The 15837-nt window shown below is 60.3% G+C and carries 15 protein-coding genes; 7 read left to right on the top strand and 8 right to left on the bottom strand.

Annotated elements, in window-relative coordinates; genetic code table 11:
* Positions 1 to 72: 72 nt before the first annotated feature.
* Positions 73 to 804, bottom strand: a complete 732-nt coding sequence (gene phnF / locus E1N52_RS40025) for a phosphonate metabolism transcriptional regulator PhnF (RefSeq protein WP_133190304.1) — start codon at positions 802 to 804, stop codon at positions 73 to 75.
* A gap of 185 nt (positions 805 to 989) precedes the next feature.
* Between phnF and E1N52_RS40030 the strand changes: the two genes are divergently transcribed.
* Together E1N52_RS40030 and E1N52_RS40035 are read left to right on the top strand one after the other, a co-directional pair.
* On the top strand, positions 990 to 1565 hold the full coding sequence (locus E1N52_RS40030; RefSeq protein WP_133190306.1) for a TetR/AcrR family transcriptional regulator: 576 nt from the start codon (positions 990 to 992) through the stop codon (positions 1563 to 1565).
* A 6-nt stretch (positions 1566 to 1571) separates the two neighbouring features.
* A complete protein-coding gene (locus E1N52_RS40035) occupies positions 1572 to 2462 on the top strand; it encodes an NAD-dependent epimerase/dehydratase family protein (RefSeq protein WP_205965750.1) in 891 nt (296 codons plus the stop codon).
* Between the two features lie 161 nt (positions 2463 to 2623).
* Here the strand turns inward: E1N52_RS40035 and E1N52_RS40040 are convergent, their stop codons facing one another.
* Positions 2624 to 3490: a LysR family transcriptional regulator gene (locus E1N52_RS40040; RefSeq protein ID WP_133190308.1), complete on the bottom strand. Its 867-nt coding sequence runs from the start codon at positions 3488 to 3490 to the stop codon at positions 2624 to 2626.
* 145 nt (positions 3491 to 3635) lie between these two features.
* Between E1N52_RS40040 and E1N52_RS40045 the strand changes: the two genes are divergently transcribed.
* From E1N52_RS40045 to E1N52_RS40060, 4 genes are all read left to right on the top strand, one after another.
* Positions 3636 to 4634 (top strand): NAD(P)H-quinone oxidoreductase, encoded by a 999-nt coding sequence (locus E1N52_RS40045; protein ID WP_133190310.1) that lies wholly within the window; start codon positions 3636 to 3638, stop codon positions 4632 to 4634.
* Positions 4635 to 4689: 55 nt separating this feature from the next.
* A complete protein-coding gene (locus E1N52_RS40050) occupies positions 4690 to 5391 on the top strand; it encodes a flavin reductase family protein (RefSeq protein ID WP_133190312.1) in 702 nt (233 codons plus the stop codon).
* Between the two features lie 153 nt (positions 5392 to 5544).
* The gene (locus E1N52_RS40055; RefSeq protein WP_133190314.1) at positions 5545 to 6678 is read left to right on the top strand and encodes a flavin monoamine oxidase family protein; all 1134 of its coding nucleotides are present in this window, start codon (positions 5545 to 5547) and stop codon (positions 6676 to 6678) included.
* A gap of 85 nt (positions 6679 to 6763) precedes the next feature.
* Positions 6764 to 7786 (top strand): alcohol dehydrogenase, encoded by a 1023-nt coding sequence (locus E1N52_RS40060; RefSeq protein ID WP_133190316.1) that lies wholly within the window; start codon positions 6764 to 6766, stop codon positions 7784 to 7786.
* 9 nt (positions 7787 to 7795) lie between these two features.
* On the opposite strand, the gene E1N52_RS40065 is transcribed toward E1N52_RS40060, so the two are convergent.
* The 3 genes from E1N52_RS40065 to E1N52_RS40075 all read right to left on the bottom strand — a co-directional run bounded on the left by E1N52_RS40065 (position 7796) and on the right by E1N52_RS40075 (position 11429).
* A complete protein-coding gene (locus E1N52_RS40065) occupies positions 7796 to 8707 on the bottom strand; it encodes a LysR family transcriptional regulator (RefSeq protein WP_133190318.1) in 912 nt (303 codons plus the stop codon).
* 69 nt (positions 8708 to 8776) lie between these two features.
* On the bottom strand, positions 8777 to 10030 hold the full coding sequence (locus E1N52_RS40070) for an MFS transporter (protein WP_133190320.1): 1254 nt from the start codon (positions 10028 to 10030) through the stop codon (positions 8777 to 8779).
* A 76-nt stretch (positions 10031 to 10106) separates the two neighbouring features.
* Complete coding sequence (locus E1N52_RS40075; protein WP_133190322.1) at positions 10107 to 11429, bottom strand: tetratricopeptide repeat protein; 1323 nt, start codon at positions 11427 to 11429, stop codon at positions 10107 to 10109.
* A 169-nt stretch (positions 11430 to 11598) separates the two neighbouring features.
* Between E1N52_RS40075 and E1N52_RS40080 the strand changes: the two genes are divergently transcribed.
* Positions 11599 to 12408 carry an AraC family transcriptional regulator gene (locus E1N52_RS40080; RefSeq protein WP_133190324.1) on the top strand — a complete coding sequence of 270 codons (810 nt, stop codon included), beginning with the start codon at positions 11599 to 11601 and terminating at the stop codon, positions 12406 to 12408.
* A gap of 69 nt (positions 12409 to 12477) precedes the next feature.
* Here E1N52_RS40080 and E1N52_RS40085 read toward each other — a convergent pair whose 3' ends face one another.
* The 3 genes from E1N52_RS40085 to E1N52_RS40095 form a co-directional block, all read right to left on the bottom strand.
* Positions 12478 to 13911, bottom strand: coding sequence for an amino acid permease (locus tag E1N52_RS40085; RefSeq protein ID WP_133190326.1), 1434 nt, complete (start codon positions 13909 to 13911; stop codon positions 12478 to 12480).
* Positions 13912 to 14114: 203 nt separating this feature from the next.
* Positions 14115 to 15353, bottom strand: a complete 1239-nt coding sequence (locus E1N52_RS40090) for a MalY/PatB family protein (protein WP_133190328.1) — start codon at positions 15351 to 15353, stop codon at positions 14115 to 14117.
* A gap of 250 nt (positions 15354 to 15603) precedes the next feature.
* Positions 15604 to 15837 (bottom strand): integrase core domain-containing protein (locus tag E1N52_RS40095; RefSeq protein ID WP_133190276.1); only part of this gene is annotated, 234 nt, incomplete at its 5' end.

Genomic DNA, 15837 nt, shown 5'->3' on the forward strand with positions numbered 1-15837 from the left:
AGTAAGCCGTCCTGCTGGATCGCGTGCGCCACGCAGGCCTGAGCCTTTGAACGTGGCGACGCCCTGACCCCGTTATATCAGCGGGATGCGCAACTGGACGCGGTCTGCCCGGAACCGGGTAATCACATATTCGACCGGATGGTTGTCGCGCTCATCCACGTTCACGCTCTTGACCCGCAAGACTGGCTGGTTTTGCGCCATGCCCAGGACTCGCGCATCGTCCCCCTGGGGTAGCACTGCCGTGACGGCGCTATCAATACGACGTAGCTGGCAGCCATACTCCGCGCTCAGAAAAGCGTGAAGCGAGTCGCCTTGATAGCGGGCAAGCAGATCGGGAAAGCGATGGACCGGCAGAAAATGCGCAATGAGACACATCGGCTTGCCGTCCACGCTTCGCAACGTTTCCAGCCAATGCACGGGCTCGCCTTCCGACACGGCAAGGCGTTCAGCAATGCGCATGCTTGCAGGCAAGGTCTGCTTGCGCAGGATCTGGTTGCCAGCCTGCAAACCTTGGGCGTTCAAGTTCTCCGTAAAACGCGTCGTTTTACCGATTTGGTAGTCGATCTGGTTATTGAGCACCAGGATGCCGCGGCCATGCCGACGCTCCACCAGGCCGGCATCGACCAGCTCGTCGATGGCTCGTCGGAGCGTGTGCCGGTTCACCCCAAAACGTGACGCAAGCTCGCCCTCGGACGCCAGGTAGTCGCCAGGCGCATAGAGGCTGGCGATCTCCTGCTCCAGTTGCCGTGCTATTTGGGCATACAGGGATGCACCCTGCTCCCGAGTGACCGCGTACAAGCTCATATCCGGTTATCTAGATAAGTAGATAAGCGGATGCTACAAAAGGTTTGTGACAGATGCGTGATGAATGAATAGCCCGTTGCCTACACGCTGGCAGCTCGATTTGGCATGCGGCGCGGCCAGAGAACGCCCACGCGCAGGCTATAGCACCGCTATACAATTGCCTATACCGATGCTATATTGATTGCATGGATACACGGACCACCCTGCTTGCTGCGGCGCTGAAGATTCTCGAGGAAGAAGGCGAGGCGCAGTTTTCGACTCGCGCGGTCTGCTCCCTGGCGGGAGTCACCGCGCCGACGCTTTATCACCACTACGGCAGCGCCGACGGGCTGCTAAGTGCCGCGATGGCGGAGGCGTTCGCGCAGTTTCTGGAAAGCAAAAATGCAGCCGCGCAATCCCCCGATCCCGTGACTGTCCTGCGCGATGGCTGGGACGATTACGTGCGCTTCGCGGCGGCACGGCCAAGACTCTATGCCGCGATGTTGGGACGTGTTCTGCAGGGGGCGCAGATACCGGCTGCCCAGCAGGGCTTCGCACTCCTCATCGAGCGCATTTCTGCCATCGCCGCCGAGGGGCGGCTCGCGCTCGCGGTGGAAGTCGCAGCGGACGTGATGTGGGCGTCGGCTAACGCGGCTTCTCTGCTCTATGTCACGGCGCAACTGCGCCATGCGGCGGCACCCGCGTCCGCCGTTCTCGAGGACATCCGCGAGAACGCCATGCGCGCCATTCTCACCGCAGACGCAACAGATACGAGAGGCTGATCGACCATGAAGATCCTCGTCACTGGAGGCTCCGGCCTTCTCGGCAGTCGCTTGCTCCCCGCACTCGCCGCGGCAGGCCATCAGGTCTTTGCGCTTGCGCGCTCGGCGTCGTCCCGTGAAAGGGTGCAGGAACTGGGCGCTCAGCCTGTCGATGGCGATCTGGAAAGCAATGCGCCGCTGGTACTGCCCGCGCTCGATGCCGTTGTTCATGCGGCGGCCATGTTTCGCTTCTCCGGACCGCGCGCGCCGTTCTTTCACGCAAATGTGGATGGCACCGCAAGATTGCTGGCAGCGGCACAGCAAGCTGGCGTGACGAGGTTCGTTCATATCAGCGCGGCAGGCGTCATCATGGACGAATCCGGTTCGCCCATTCGTCATGCAGAGGAGAACGCCCCTACCTTTGCGCAGCACTTTTCGGCCTACCTGGCGAGCAAGGCACAGGCCGAGCAAATCGTGCTGGCTGCCAACAAGCCGGGTTTTCGCACCATCGCATTGCGCCCGCCGGCAATCTGGGGGCCGGGTGATCCGTTCAGCCGCGAGCTTCCCCATGCGATCAAGTCAGGCCAGTTCGCTTTCATCGACCGTGGCGACTATGCGTTCTCCACCTGCCACGTGGATAACGTCGTCGAAGCCGTGCAGTGCGCGCTGACGCGCGGCGAAGGTGGTCGCGCCTTTTTCATCGCCGATCAGCAGATCGCCAACTTTCCGCGAATTCATCGATTTAATTGCAGGCGCGCAGGGACTTTCCGTCAGGGAACTGCGTTCGATGCCTTATTGGCTCGCCGCAGCCTCAGGGCGGTTGATGGACGCCGTCTGGGCCATTCTGCGGAAAAACGGCGACCCGCCCCTGTCGCGTTCAATGGTGCGCATGATCGGGCGGGAATTCAGTGTGAGTGATGCTGCCGCACGCCGCGAACTGGGCTATATCGGAATGACCTCGCGCGATGATGGCTTGCGCAGCTATGAGGTCGCGCATTCTCCGGGAGCGTGATTCTCGCCAGGATGCTCGCGGGAAGTCCCACACTATCTCTGTTGTCCGACGCATTATGAATTTTCGACTATGCGCCGAACGCAAAAACGATCTCGTCGATCGTCACGCGGATGCGTGCGGTGTGCCGCAGATCCTGATGGGTGACGAGCCAAATCTCATACCGCGCGTCGTTTGAACGGTCTGGCCAGATCCGTACGAGGCCGTCTCGTTCGCCCATTGGCACGGGTAGCTCGCTGATACCGAGCCCGGCCTTGACCGCCGCGCGCAGCGTCAGGTTTGTGTTCAATCGCGCGACGACGCGGCCGTCCTTGAGCGGTTCCCCGACGAACGCCGGCACCCTCGCCTTGGCGAAATGCGGCTGGTACACGACGAGATCATGCCCGGCGAACCGCTCGCCCGGCTCCGGTTCGCCATGGCGTCGCACATAGTCGGGCGATGCGAACAGCCCCACTTCCCAACTCGCAAGCCGCCGGGCGAGCAGATCCGCATTTCGCGGCTTGACGGTTCGGATCGCGATATCGGCTTCGCGCTTTGCGAGGTTGAGCACCACGGTCGTTGTGTCGAGCATCACCGATACATCCGGATGCTTCGCATGCAGGCGCTGGATCGCTGGGATCACATACTCCTCGGCGAGCGCATCCGTCGTCGAGAGCTTCACTTCGCCGGCGTGCCGCTTGTCCACGCCTTGCGCGTGGCGCACGAGATCATGTGCCGACTGTTCCATCGCCTCCGCCGCGCGGATCGCGATTCCGCCAACCGGCGTGAGCTCATAGCCGTTCGATGTGCGCAGGAACAGCGTCGCACCGAGCGCGTGCTCGAGCGCTGCGAGCCTTCGGCCTACCGTCGCCTGATCGATGTCGAGCGAGCGAGCAGCGGCGCGCAAGGTCCTTTCCCGACGGAGCGCAACGAAAATGCGCGCGTCGTCCCAGTTCATGTCGCCCCCGGCGTGATGCAAATTTGCATCATATGGTCGGCAATTCGCTGCATGTCAAGTGCTGGCCGCATCGCTACACTTTTTCCATTCGATTTTTGAAAAGGAAGAAGTCGTGTCACATGAGGCGAAAGGCGTTCCCGCGGAGATGACCGCGATCCGCATCACGAGACCTGGCGGCCCGGACGTGCTGGCACCCGCGCGGCGTGCCGTTCCTGCACCGGCCAACGACGAAGTGCTGATCCGCATTCATGCAGCCGGCGTGAACGGTCCCGACGTGTTCCAGCGCAAGGGGCTGTACGATCCGCCGCCGGGCGCATCGGATATTCCCGGGCTCGAAGCCGCGGGCGAGATCGTGTCCGTCGGGCGCAACGTGACCCGATTCGCGGTTGGCGATCTCGTCTGTGCGCTGGTCCCGGGCGGCGGCTATGCGGAGTACGCGGTCGCGCATGAGAGCAACACCCTCGCGATCCCGGAGGGTCTCTCGACAATCGAAGCGGCGGCGATGCCTGAAACCTTTCTGACTGTATGGCTGAACCTGTTCCAGCGCGGCAAGTTCGCGGTAGGCGAAAGCGTGCTGATCCACGGCGGCGCATCGGGAATCGGCACCACCGCGACGATGCTGGCGAAGGCATTCGGCGCATCGAAGATCATCACGACAGTTGGCTCCGACGCGCAGCGCGACGCAAGCATCGCACTCGGTGCCGATCTCGCAGTGGATTACCGCAAAGAGGATTTTGTCGAGGCGGTCATGCGCGCGACGGACGGGCGCGGCGTCGACGTGGTCGTCGATATCATCGCTGGTGATTACGTCGCGCGGAACTACGCGGCGGCAGCGATGAACGGCCGTGTCGTACAGATTGGCGTGATCAAGGGGCCAGCGCAGGCACTCGATCTGTTCCCGATGCTGGTGAAGCGGCTCACGCATATCGGCTCGACGCTGCGTTCGCGCACGAACGAGGAAAAGGCGGAGTTGATCGAGGATCTCAAGCGGTCGGTCTGGCCGCATATCCGGCGAGGTACGGTGAAGCCCGCCATCTATCGGACCTTCGATCTTGAGGATGCCTCTGGTGCGCATGCGCTGATTGACTCGGGCACGCATATCGGAAAGATCGTGCTGACGACCCGGGCAGCAAGCACAGCCTGACGCTCATCTCAGACAGCTAACCTGGCATTACTAACATCTCTGACCACAACCCCTTATGACTGACGCTGGCTACCACTACTACGAACCGCCCCACGGCCACGGATTGCCGCATGATCCATTGAATGCGATTATCGGTCCAAGGCCCATCGGCTGGATTTCCACGCGAGGGGGCGACGGCACGATCAATCTCGCGCCATACAGCTTTTTCAACGCCTTTAACTACCATCCGCCGATCATCGGTTTTTCCAGCATCAACGCGAAGGACAGTCTACGCAACGTACAAGAGACGGGGGAGTTTGTCTGGAACCTCACCACTCGCGATCTCGCCGAAAAAATGAATGCGACGTGTGCAATGGCGCCCTACGAAATCGACGAGTTCGAACTGGCCGGGCTGACTCCAGCTCCGTCCCGGCAAGTGGCCGTTCCACGCGTGGCGGAGAGTGGTGTCAACTTCGAATGCAAGCTCACCGATGTGATCCAGCTTCGCGATCATCGAGGCTCGCCTGTTACCAGCTGGCTCGTGTTGGGAGAAGTCGTGGCTGTTCACATTCGCCGTGACCTGCTTAAAGACGGCGTCTTCGACACCTTCGGCGCGGGCATCATTCTCCGGGCAGGTGGCCCATCGGCCTATGCGCTCGTTGCGCCCGAAAGTCGATTCGATATTGGGCGCCCGCCCGGGGTGAATCCCCCCGCCGCGCCCTCTCGAGCGAAGGAGTCGTCGGCCAGGTCGCCGCAAAGTTTTTCTTCTTCTCCCTGAAACTTTATCTGCTTTGTCGGAGAACGGGAAAACGTGAAGAATGACGTGAGAGCGAGAACACTCTTCATTGTGCCCTTCATAACATGACTGCGATGGGCTACTCGCGGATGTGACACAAACGTTCACTTTCCACGTTGATTTTAGGGCGTAGCCATGCGAACCCCTCGTATCGCCATCGTCGGAGGCGGCCTGAGCGGCCTCTACGCGGCGTTCCTCCTGCAACAGCAAGGCATCGGTGACTACGTCCTCTTCGAGGCGCGCGAGACGCCCGGAGGCCGCATCCTGTCCGTTTCCGGTCAGGAGACTGCCGCGAATGGAAGCATTAACGGACTGGACCGCTTCGACCTCGGTCCGACCTGGTTCTGGCCTGATATTCAGCCTCAACTCGATAGCGTGATCCGCGACCTTGGTCTCGTCCGCTTCGAGCAGCACCAGATCGGAGACATGCTGGTCGAGCGTTCGCACGACGAAGCTCCGGTGCGTGTGCGTGGCTACACGAATGAGCCGGTCTCGATGCGTCTTGTTGGCGGCATGGCGGCATTGACGGACGCACTCGCAGCCGAACTGGCCAGGAATTCAATCTTCACTGGCGAGGCAGTGCGTGGTCTCCGGCTTGGCGCGCACGATATAGAGGTTCACAGCGAGGACTCTGCAGGCCTTGCCAGAACAACCTGCGTTGACCATGTGCTGCTCGCGTTGCCCCCGCGTCTGGCCGAAGCCACCGTCAGGTTCGAGCCGCCCCTGCCTCCCGCGGTAGCGCAGCAATGGGGCGCAACGCCCACGTGGATGGCGCCTCATGCAAAGTATGTTGCGACTTACACGGCCCCGTTCTGGCGTGAAATGGGGCTTTCAGGCGAAGCTCGAAGCGCCCGTGGGCCGCTTGGCGAGATACATGATGCGTCCATGGATGAAGGGAGCGCCGCGCTCTTTGGATTCTTCGCCGTGCCCGCCAACGTCCGCAGGAACGTGCCGGAGGCCGCCTTGCGCGCACATTGCCGCGCACAGCTGACGCGGCTCTTCGGGCCGCTCGCAGCAACGCCCGAGGCGGAACTGATCAAGGACTGGGCGCGCGACCCTTACACCGCCACAGGCGACGACTTCGATGGCTCATCGCCGCATCTCGGTGTAGCGCCGGTCAATGCACCTTCAGGCCCCTGGCAAGAATGTGTGACCGGCATCGCGAGCGAATGGTCCCGGCAATTCCCTGGCTACGTCGCAGGTGCCATCGAGGCAGCGTGCTTCGGCGTCGAAGCCCTGGCTGCGCGCTATCGCCGAACTTTCACGTAGCGAAGGCGGATTCGGGTTAGACCGCCTCGCTCACGCGCCCCTTCTGTCTGCTCACCGGAAAACCAACGGACTTGGAGAAGCCTTCATGAAAGCTGTCTATCGTGCGGTTCAAATCACGCGGCCGGGAGTATTGGAACTGGTCGAAAGGAAGACCCCTGTTCCGGGCGATGGCCAGGTGTTGATCGCCGTCGAGGCATGCGGTGTCTGCGGTGCGGACGCACGCGACATCGAGAACGCGAGCGCGACTTCGCCGTATCCGCGAGTACCGGGACATGAAGTCGTGGGCCGCATCGTCGCGATGGGTGCAAACACGCCTTCAATCTGGAAACCAGGCCAGCGGGTCGGAGTGGGTCGGCTTGGTGGTCACTGCAACGAGTGCCCGCAGTGCCGCCAGGGCAATTTCCAGCTCTGCCTGAACCAGCCGGTTTTGGGCGCAACCTGCGATGGCGGTTATGCCGAGATGATGCTGGCACGTAATACCGGCCTGGTATCCATACCAGACGAGCTTGGTTCGGAGGAAGCCGCGCCGATACTTTGTGCCGGCATTGCCACCTTCAATGCGCTCAAGAAGTGTGGCGCGGAGGCCGGCGATACCGTCGCCATCCTCGGCGTCGGGGGCCTTGGACACATGGCATTGCAGTACGCCCGCCGCATGGGATTCAGGGTCGTCGCAGTCGGGCGCGGCGCCGAGATTGCAGAGGATGCCAAAACATTGGGTGCGCAAATCTACATCGACAACAACGAGGAAGATGCCGCGGCAAGACTCATGTCCATGGGCGGTGCGCGCGCCATCATAACCACGGTCAGCCACGCCGATACCGTTTCGAAATTGACTGGTGGCCTGGCACCCCAAGGCCGTCTGGTATTGCTGGGCGCAGGCAAAGACCCGTTTCCGGTATCGACGGCCTCGTTCGTAGGCGGCGAGCGCAGCGTGATGGGCTCACTGACCGGCTCGCCTTATGAAAACGAGAAAGCACTCGATTTCAGCGTGCTGACGGGGGTTCGTCCGATGATAGAAGTCATGCCGCTCGAAAGGGCGAACGAGGCCTACCAACGGATGCGGTCTGGCGACGTCAAATTCCGGATGGTGCTCACGATGTCATGTTGAAGCGCCGCGTCAGGCGTGGATGTTTCGTCCGACCTTGACGCCCATTTCTTGTGCCAATGCGAGGAAGCCGGCGATATACGCGACATCTTCTTCGCCTCGGCGGACCCCAAGGTTGATGCTCTTGGTGATGCCGCCCTCTCCGAGTCGCACCGTGCGTATGGGAAGGCCATCGCCTTCCTCTTCGACAAGCCAATCGGGGAGTACCGCAATGCCGCGCCCGGCGGCAACAAGCTGCAGCATCAAATCGGTTTGTTCCGCCGTCCGGTGAAACTTCGGCTTGCAATGCGCTGGCACGAGAAACCGCGTATATACGTCGAGCCGCTCCTTGCTTACGGGAACGGTGATGAGTTCCTCATCAAGCAGGTCCTTTGGCAAGGCATATTCGCGTGTAGCCAGCGGGTGTGCTTCCGGCAGCACCAGCACCAGCTCGTAGTCAATGACCGGAGAAAAGATGATGTCCGGCACGTCTACAGGGTCGGGCGTAATCAACAGGTCGATTTCGAAACCAAGGAGCGCCGCAACACCGTCGAATCGAAATGCTGTGCGCACGTCGTAATCGACATCGGGCCAGGTCGCGAGATAGTGGGGAGTCAGTCTCGCCAACCACTTCTGGCACGGGTGGCATTCCATGCCTACGCGCAGCGCGCCCTGCCTACCCTCGGCAAAATCGACGAGCGTGCGCTCCGCGTGCTCCATCTGGGGTAGCACGCGCTCCGCGAGGGCAAGCAGATATTCGCCCGCATGGGTAAAGCGAAGGCCCCGGCCGTTCTTCGTCCACAACTTGACGCCATGCCGCTCTTCGAACTTGCGGACCATGTGAGAGAGCGCCGATTGCGTGACGTTCAACCGCTCCGCGGCGGCAGTCACGCTGCCAAGACGCTCCACTTCCATGACGATTGATAGGTATTGGAGGTCCAACATCGCCTGTCTCCATTCTCCAAACGCGTCCGGTCCGTGCCGGGCAACGGCGCGCTTAGTGCATCATTTCGCTTACTGCGACAAACTGGTGCTTCGCGATGTCAGCGCAAATGCAGCCAAACCAAGTATCGGCCCCGGCACCAGAAGCCAGGTCGCATCGAGCCCGACGTGCTCTAACAGGGTCGTCGTCGCAGCAATGGATACCACCGTAATTGCAAAGCCGATCGAGTTCTGTATTGCGAGCGCGCTTCCCACAAGAACTGGCGGGCAGGCTCTCGCAGCGAGCGCTGAAAACTGCGGCGAATCAGCAACAACGGACGCGCCCCACACCAGGAGCACCACAACGATGACCTCTGGAGACATGTAGCGCCAACCAAGGGCGAAGGTAAGCCCGCATAGCCCCGATATTCCGAGCGCCCCGACGGCTACCCGCGCGCTGCCAATGTGTCGCGACAGGACTCCGCCAATCAGCGAGCCCAACGCGCCAATGCCGATAACGATGAACGACATGCCGGAAATGCCGAAGCCCGGAAAATGCACACTTAGCGACGTCCTGGCAACCAGCAGCGGCACCGCAGTCCAAAACGCATACAGTTCCCACATGTGACCGAAGTATCCGAGCGTTGCGGCTCGAAACCGTCGAATCCGAAATGCCTCAAGAACGGTAGGCTGATGTGTTCCGCCTGCATCCTTGGTGCTCGCGTGGCGAGGCCTGACGGCAGCGTGCGGACCGTCTCCCAGCACACCGATAATCCCTGCCCCGCCAAGCGCCAATATTGACGAGGCGGAAATGATGAGTTGCCACGGAAAGCCAGTTCCCATCACACGCATGGCATGAGGCAGCGCCGTGCCGAGCGTGAGCATCGCAACCAGTTGCGCTAGCGCCTGCCCCGTGCGGTCCGGCGCCCACCCCACAATCAGCTTCATCCCCATCGGGTATATACCGGCCAGGCAGACGCCTACGCCAAACCGGAAGATGGCTCCGCTGACGAGGCCGGTTGAAAACCATGCAAAGCCGAAGTTGAATATCGCGCCCGCTATTGCGCTGCAAACGAAAATCCTGCTCGCACGAAAGCGGTCTGCCGCCCCGCTCAACGAGATGAAGAGCGTGCCGAGTATGAATCCGCCTTGCACAGCATTCGTCAGCCAACCGATATCGGCAGCACTGGCGTGCCAGATTCGCATGAGGTCGGCGGCGGTGCTGTTGGCGCTGAACCAGAGTGCGGTTCCGAAGAGTTGTGCGATGGAGATCGCCGCAACCGGGCCTGCACCATCCACAAGGCGTCTTCTTGGCCCCGTTGTCTTCGCTGATACGTTCGAACTCATTGCGCTTCCAATGTTGCCTTTTCGCCCCGGACTTCAGATGCCGACTGCTCACGATCGGCATCTGTTGACCCGCCACTTACGCGGTGCAGATCCGATTGAGCCAAAGCGTATCTCGCGGGGACGGCCGGCGATGCAATCGCTTGTCGAGGAGCGCGCGTGCTTTTGCGGCCTCGCCGCTGCGCATCAGCGAGACTAGCAGCGTGTCTTCCACGATCTCGCGCTGAGCACCGCTTCCGCCGATGCGGACAACGTCTCCCGCAACGGGTTCAAGGATTGCCGCGCAACGCCCGTAGTCTTCCTCGGCGAATGCGAGCGCAGCGCGGCAAATCTCCGGAACGACAGACCCGGCGGGAAGGTTTCCAGCCTCGACAAGCGCGATCAGCGCATCGACGCGCTGATCAAGCGTCACCTTGTCTCCCGTCGCGGCAGCGACCAACGCCATGTGGAAATCCGCAAAGGGGAATCCTGCCTGTTTGAAATACCCTGAGGCGTACGCCGCGGCGGCGTCCCACATGCCCGCAGGAACCGTGTGGCCGTACGCCTGCATGCGCCAAAGGAACGACGATGTGTCGCTGACGACATTAATAGGAACACCTAACGATACTGACGGTGCAAAATGCTCGCTATAGATCTCGAGCGCGCGGCCGCTATCTCCGCGCTCCAACGCGATGAGCGCGGCATGCCACGCAATGTGGCTATGCAAAATGCCGCTCTTGTCGTATTCGGGCAGCCAGTTGGCAATTACGACTTCCGCTTCGTCGTTCGCACCGGCTTCATACAACACGTGGGCGACCGCATGCGCGGCGTTCACGTTGTGCCGGCGCACTTCGAGCGAGCGTTGCGTCAGGGAGCGACCCAACTGAACGTTGCCGTTCTCGCCGTGTGCCCAACCCCGATAGTTGAGAAACCACCAGTCGTCGGCATCGAAGTGTCGTGCGTGATGCTCGCAGAGGTCGACCCGCGCCTGGTTGTGATTGGCCATCCCCGAGAATGCAAAGAGACCAAATGCACCCAGAGGCAGCGACAGGATGACAATGTCGCGCGGCCACCGGTCCGTGTGTGCCAATGCCCCGGCAAGCGCCTTCGGTGCCTGCCCGTTGATTGCGAAAGACAGGACTTGTACGTGGCTGCGCTCGCGCTCCGTCCCGTTGCGAGCCACGAGGTCCATCGCCTTCGCAATCTTTGCCCGTGCCTCGGTCACTTCCGCGCGAATGGCATGCAAACGCGCCCGTGCAGCATAGGCGAGTGCGAAATCCGGGTCGGCGGCAATCGCCTCATCGAGCGTCTGAGCGGCGCCGGGCCACAGCGATAGAAGAAGGTCGATACCGGCCTGATAGCGCTCGGCGGCAAGATCGGAGGTCGTCGAGAGCGGCAGGCTGTAGCGGTCGAGGCGAGACATAGAACGGGGGACTCCAGTGACAATCGCGAGCTTCCGAACGCAGGCAGCCTGATGCGGCCGCCGGCTCGGTGCTTCGGTACAGGGAACACAATTAGACCAATTTTTCCCGTGTCGGTATCTCGATGAATCGCCAAAATGTATAGAATATCTGTCAACCGGAAGTTCTGATATGCCCTGGGAAACAATCGAAGCCCCTGCTGGTGTCACTCCCCCGGCGCCGCTGAAAGTGCGCGCCCAGTCCATCCCTGCACGCCATTTTTTCCCCGAGCATTCGCACCAATGGCACCAGATGGTCTACGCGATATCCGGGGCGCTAACGGTGATATCGGAGGCGGGTTCGCTCGTCATTTCGCCGGAGCAGGCGGTATGGTTGCCGACCGGTCTGCGCCATCGCGTCGGGTCGCTGCTTGGCGCCGAATTCCGCAGCCTGTGGATTGCGGATGACACCGGGGGAGCCCTGTCGGCAGGTGGCCCACGCGTCTTCGCAGTTTCGCCGCTGCTGAAAGCCCTCATCGTGGAAGCGACCGAGATAGAGGGGCAGGCAGACGATGATGGATACGCCAGCCGCATCACTCATCTCATTCTTGACCAGCTTCGACGCGCTCGCCCGCTCCCCACAGCGCTGCCGTGGCCACGCGATGGCGCGTTGACGGTACTTTGCGAAGCGCTTTACACCGACCCGGCAGACGAGCGTGGCCCCGAAGAATGGGGGCAAGTTTTGGGGATGTCGGCGCGCACGCTTGCTCGGCACTTTGCTGCAGAGACCGGCATGAGCCTGCGCTCGTGGCGGCGGCGGATGCGTTTGTTCAGAGCGATCGAGCTGCTGAGCGGCGGTATGGGCGTGACACGAACGGCGATGGAACTCGGATATGGTTCGACATCCGCGTTCGTGTACGCCTTTCGCCTCGAGATGGGTAGCAGCCCGCAGGTCTACATGCGAGGCCGCAATGACGAACTGGCAGGTCGGGCTTCGCCTTAGGCGGGAATTCCCGTGAAATAAAAAAGTGCGGTTCGCCACAGCATTCTGTGGCAAACCGCACTTACCTCATCAAGCAAGCATATCCTTCGGTTCGCTGGCTTCGACCACGACGCTGGCACGCGTCGCATCGTTCCTCACATAGAACCTGTAGGCGATAAAGACCACGAACACCCATACTGCCGACACGACCAACGAAATTCGCATGTCCGGCAGGATTGCGATTCCAACCAATACGGCAGCGAGGAAAATCAGCGCGATGTAATTGCTGTAGGGATAGAAAGGCATCTTGTACGTAAGCTGGCTGTCCTCCCCTTTGCGCATCTTGCTCTTTCGGAACCCCATATGGCTAATCACGATTGAGCCCCACGCACAGACGAGCGCAAACACGGTCACCGAGGAGAACAGTTCGAAGGCTTGCTCCGGCATGATGTAATTCAGCAGGACGCCTGCGAACATCGTTGCGAAGACCATCAAAATGGCTCGATGCGGAACCTTGCGACTATTGGTGACACCCAGAAACGCTGGTGCATTCTTTTGCAGAGAAAGGTTGTAGAAAGTCCGGCTGTTGGTAAAGACGCTCGCATTGACTGCAGAGAGCACCGCCATGATGACGACCAGGTTCATGATACTTGCCGCCGCCGGAATCCCGATTTTCGTGAACACCTCGACAAACGGACTCCCCTTGGTGGTCAACGAGGTCCACGGAAAGACCATCAGTAGAACAGCGATGGCCCCCACGTAGAAAATCAGCAGACGCCAGAACGTTGCGTTGACGGCCTTTGGCATCGTCGTTTTGACGTCTTTTGCCTCCCCCGCCGCAAGGCCCAGATTCTCGACCCCACCGAACGCAAAGGCGACCATCACGATAGCCAGAAACGTCCCCCCTGCCCCTTTCGGAAAGAATCCACCGTGATCCACGAGGTTATGGTAGCCGATGGGGACTCCATGATTTCCGATGCCGAAGGCGACCATGCCAACGCCGAAAGCAATCATCGCCACGATGGCTACCACCTTGACCAGCGCGAACCAGAATTCGGCCTCGCCATATATTTTCACGCCGATGATATTGACCAGAAACATGAGCGATACCGCAGCGCCCGCGGTCACCCAGATGGGTATCGCCGGGAACCAGAAGTGCACGTAATTCCCAAGCGCGTTCAAATCCGCCGCGCTCGTTGCGAGCAGAAAAATGAAGGCATTCCAGCCGTTGAGAAACCCCGCAAACCGATGGATGTAGCGGTTCGAATAGGAGACGTACGAACCGGACACCGGCTCCTCCACTGCCATCTCGCCGAGTGCCCGCATAACGAAATAAATCGCGATGGCGGCGAGGAGGTACACAATAAGAATTGCCGGACCTGCCGTCCTGATTGCCCAGGACGACCCGTAGAACAACCCGGTCCCGATTGCGCCTCCAATGGCAATCATCTGAATATGCCGATTTTTTAGATCTCTCTTTAAGTCTTCCTGCTCGTACGTCTGGATCCTGCTTTCGTTGCTCATGTCGCCTCCAATATAAGTGAGCTTATGTTTTTATTGTTAGAAGTGGGTAAGCCGGTCGGCGTGTCGCCAGCACGCGCAGATCATCGTTCTTCCGCGCGCCTCTTTGTTGTCTATCAATTCGTATTACTGATCATATCGAGGACGGAGACCAAGCCAATTCGCCGGTCTATGATGGTTTTGGCCTTCCCTCTACCGCTGAAGGTTCAGAGCCCGCTCAATGCGTTGGTCAAACGGCGGATTGCCTCGTCAATGATAGTGCGCGGGCAACCGAGGTTTGCGCGCATATACCCATGCCCTTCGATGCCGAACTTCTGCCCCTTGTCGAACCAAAGGCGGGCTTCGGTCAGCATGAATTTGTTCAATACGTCAGCGTCCATGCCCAGTCCGCGGCAGTCCATCCAGGCAAGGTAGAGCGAGTCGGCCGGGAGAACTTCGATCTTCGAAGTGATGCTATGCACCGCGTTGCGATAGTGGGCGTGGTTTTCGCGAAGGTAGGCCAGCAGCTCCTCCAGCCATGCTTCGCCATGGGAATAGGCCGCTTCCGCCGCAACCATTCCGAGCGTATTGACCGACTGGTACATGTTCCTGTCAAACTGGCGACGCAGCGCTTCACGCCGACGCCGGTTGGGAACGAACAGGTTTGCGCTTTGCAGGCCTGGCAAGTTGAAAGTCTTGCTAGGTGCCGTGCAAGTGATGCTGTTGTCGGCGAACGGTTCGCCAAGAGAAGCGAACGGAATATGTTTCTTTAGTGGGTTGATGACGAGATCCTGGTGAATCTCATCGGAAATGACGAGCACGCCATGCCGCTGACAAATTTCCCCCATCGCTCGCAACTCACCTTCGGACCATACATTGCCTGTCGGGTTATGCGGGTTGCTCAGGATGAAAAGCCGCGTATTGTCCTTGATCGCGGCTTCGAACGCGGTCTCGTTGAAACGGTAGGCAGTCCCCGCGCGCTCGAGTGGCGCATACGCGAGATGCCGCCCATTCAGCAGGACGTCATCATGGAAGTGAGCGTACACCGGCGGCTGAATCAGCACCGTGTCACCCGGTGACGAGAATGCCTGTATGGCATTCTTGAGCGCCGTAATGATGCCGCTAGACTGCAGCACCCACTCCTCGGGGACTTCCCAGCCGAAGCGTCTTGCCTGCCAGTTGGTAACGGCATTGATGTAGCTCCCAGTCGCTCCACAGGAGTAGCCGAACACACCGAACTCAACGGCTTCATGAAGTGCGTCGACAACTGCTTGAGGGGTCCTGAAATCCATATCGGCCACCCACATTGGCAGCGGGTTCGCCGCGTACTCATCAGCGGCAAGGAGCTTCTCGCCGAACGCCCATTTCAGTGAGTTCGACTTCTTCCGGTCGATGATCTCGTCGAAAATCGACAGGGTCTTCCCTGCTGACGCGCCGCTGCCCGGCAACTCCGAATGAATCTTCATGGTAGCTTCTACTCGCAATAGAGCGGCGCAGACCGACGCCGTGATTTCGTATTGCGAGTAGAGTAGCAGCGCGAAATTATGAGCAACAATGGTATGTTCTCATGGAGCCGTGAGCCCAGCTCATGGATGCCGCGGCACGTGGCCGAGCCAAGGGTTCTAGATTCCGAGCGCCACGAGGAAGCGCGAAACAGAGGTGGTGCCGCTTGTTCGGACAGGGTCCCGCGATTTTTAAGTGGAACGTCCGGGGCGATCATGCTGCCGATTTGATCGCTGGCAGCGTCGCGAAGTATGCCTCATCGGGCGTCTGATCCGCCAGACTCGAATGAGGACGTTTGCGGTTGTACAGCTCAATGTATTGGCCAATGGAGCGCCGGGCGTGGCTGACCGACTCGTAGGCTCTCAAATAAATCTCTTCGTACTTGATGCTGCGCCACACGCGCTCGACAAACACGTTGTCGCGCCAGGCGCCTTTGCCGTCCATCGA

It is taken from the genome of Paraburkholderia guartelaensis (assembly GCF_004353905.1).
Classification (GTDB): Bacteria; Pseudomonadota; Gammaproteobacteria; order Burkholderiales; family Burkholderiaceae; genus Paraburkholderia; species Paraburkholderia guartelaensis.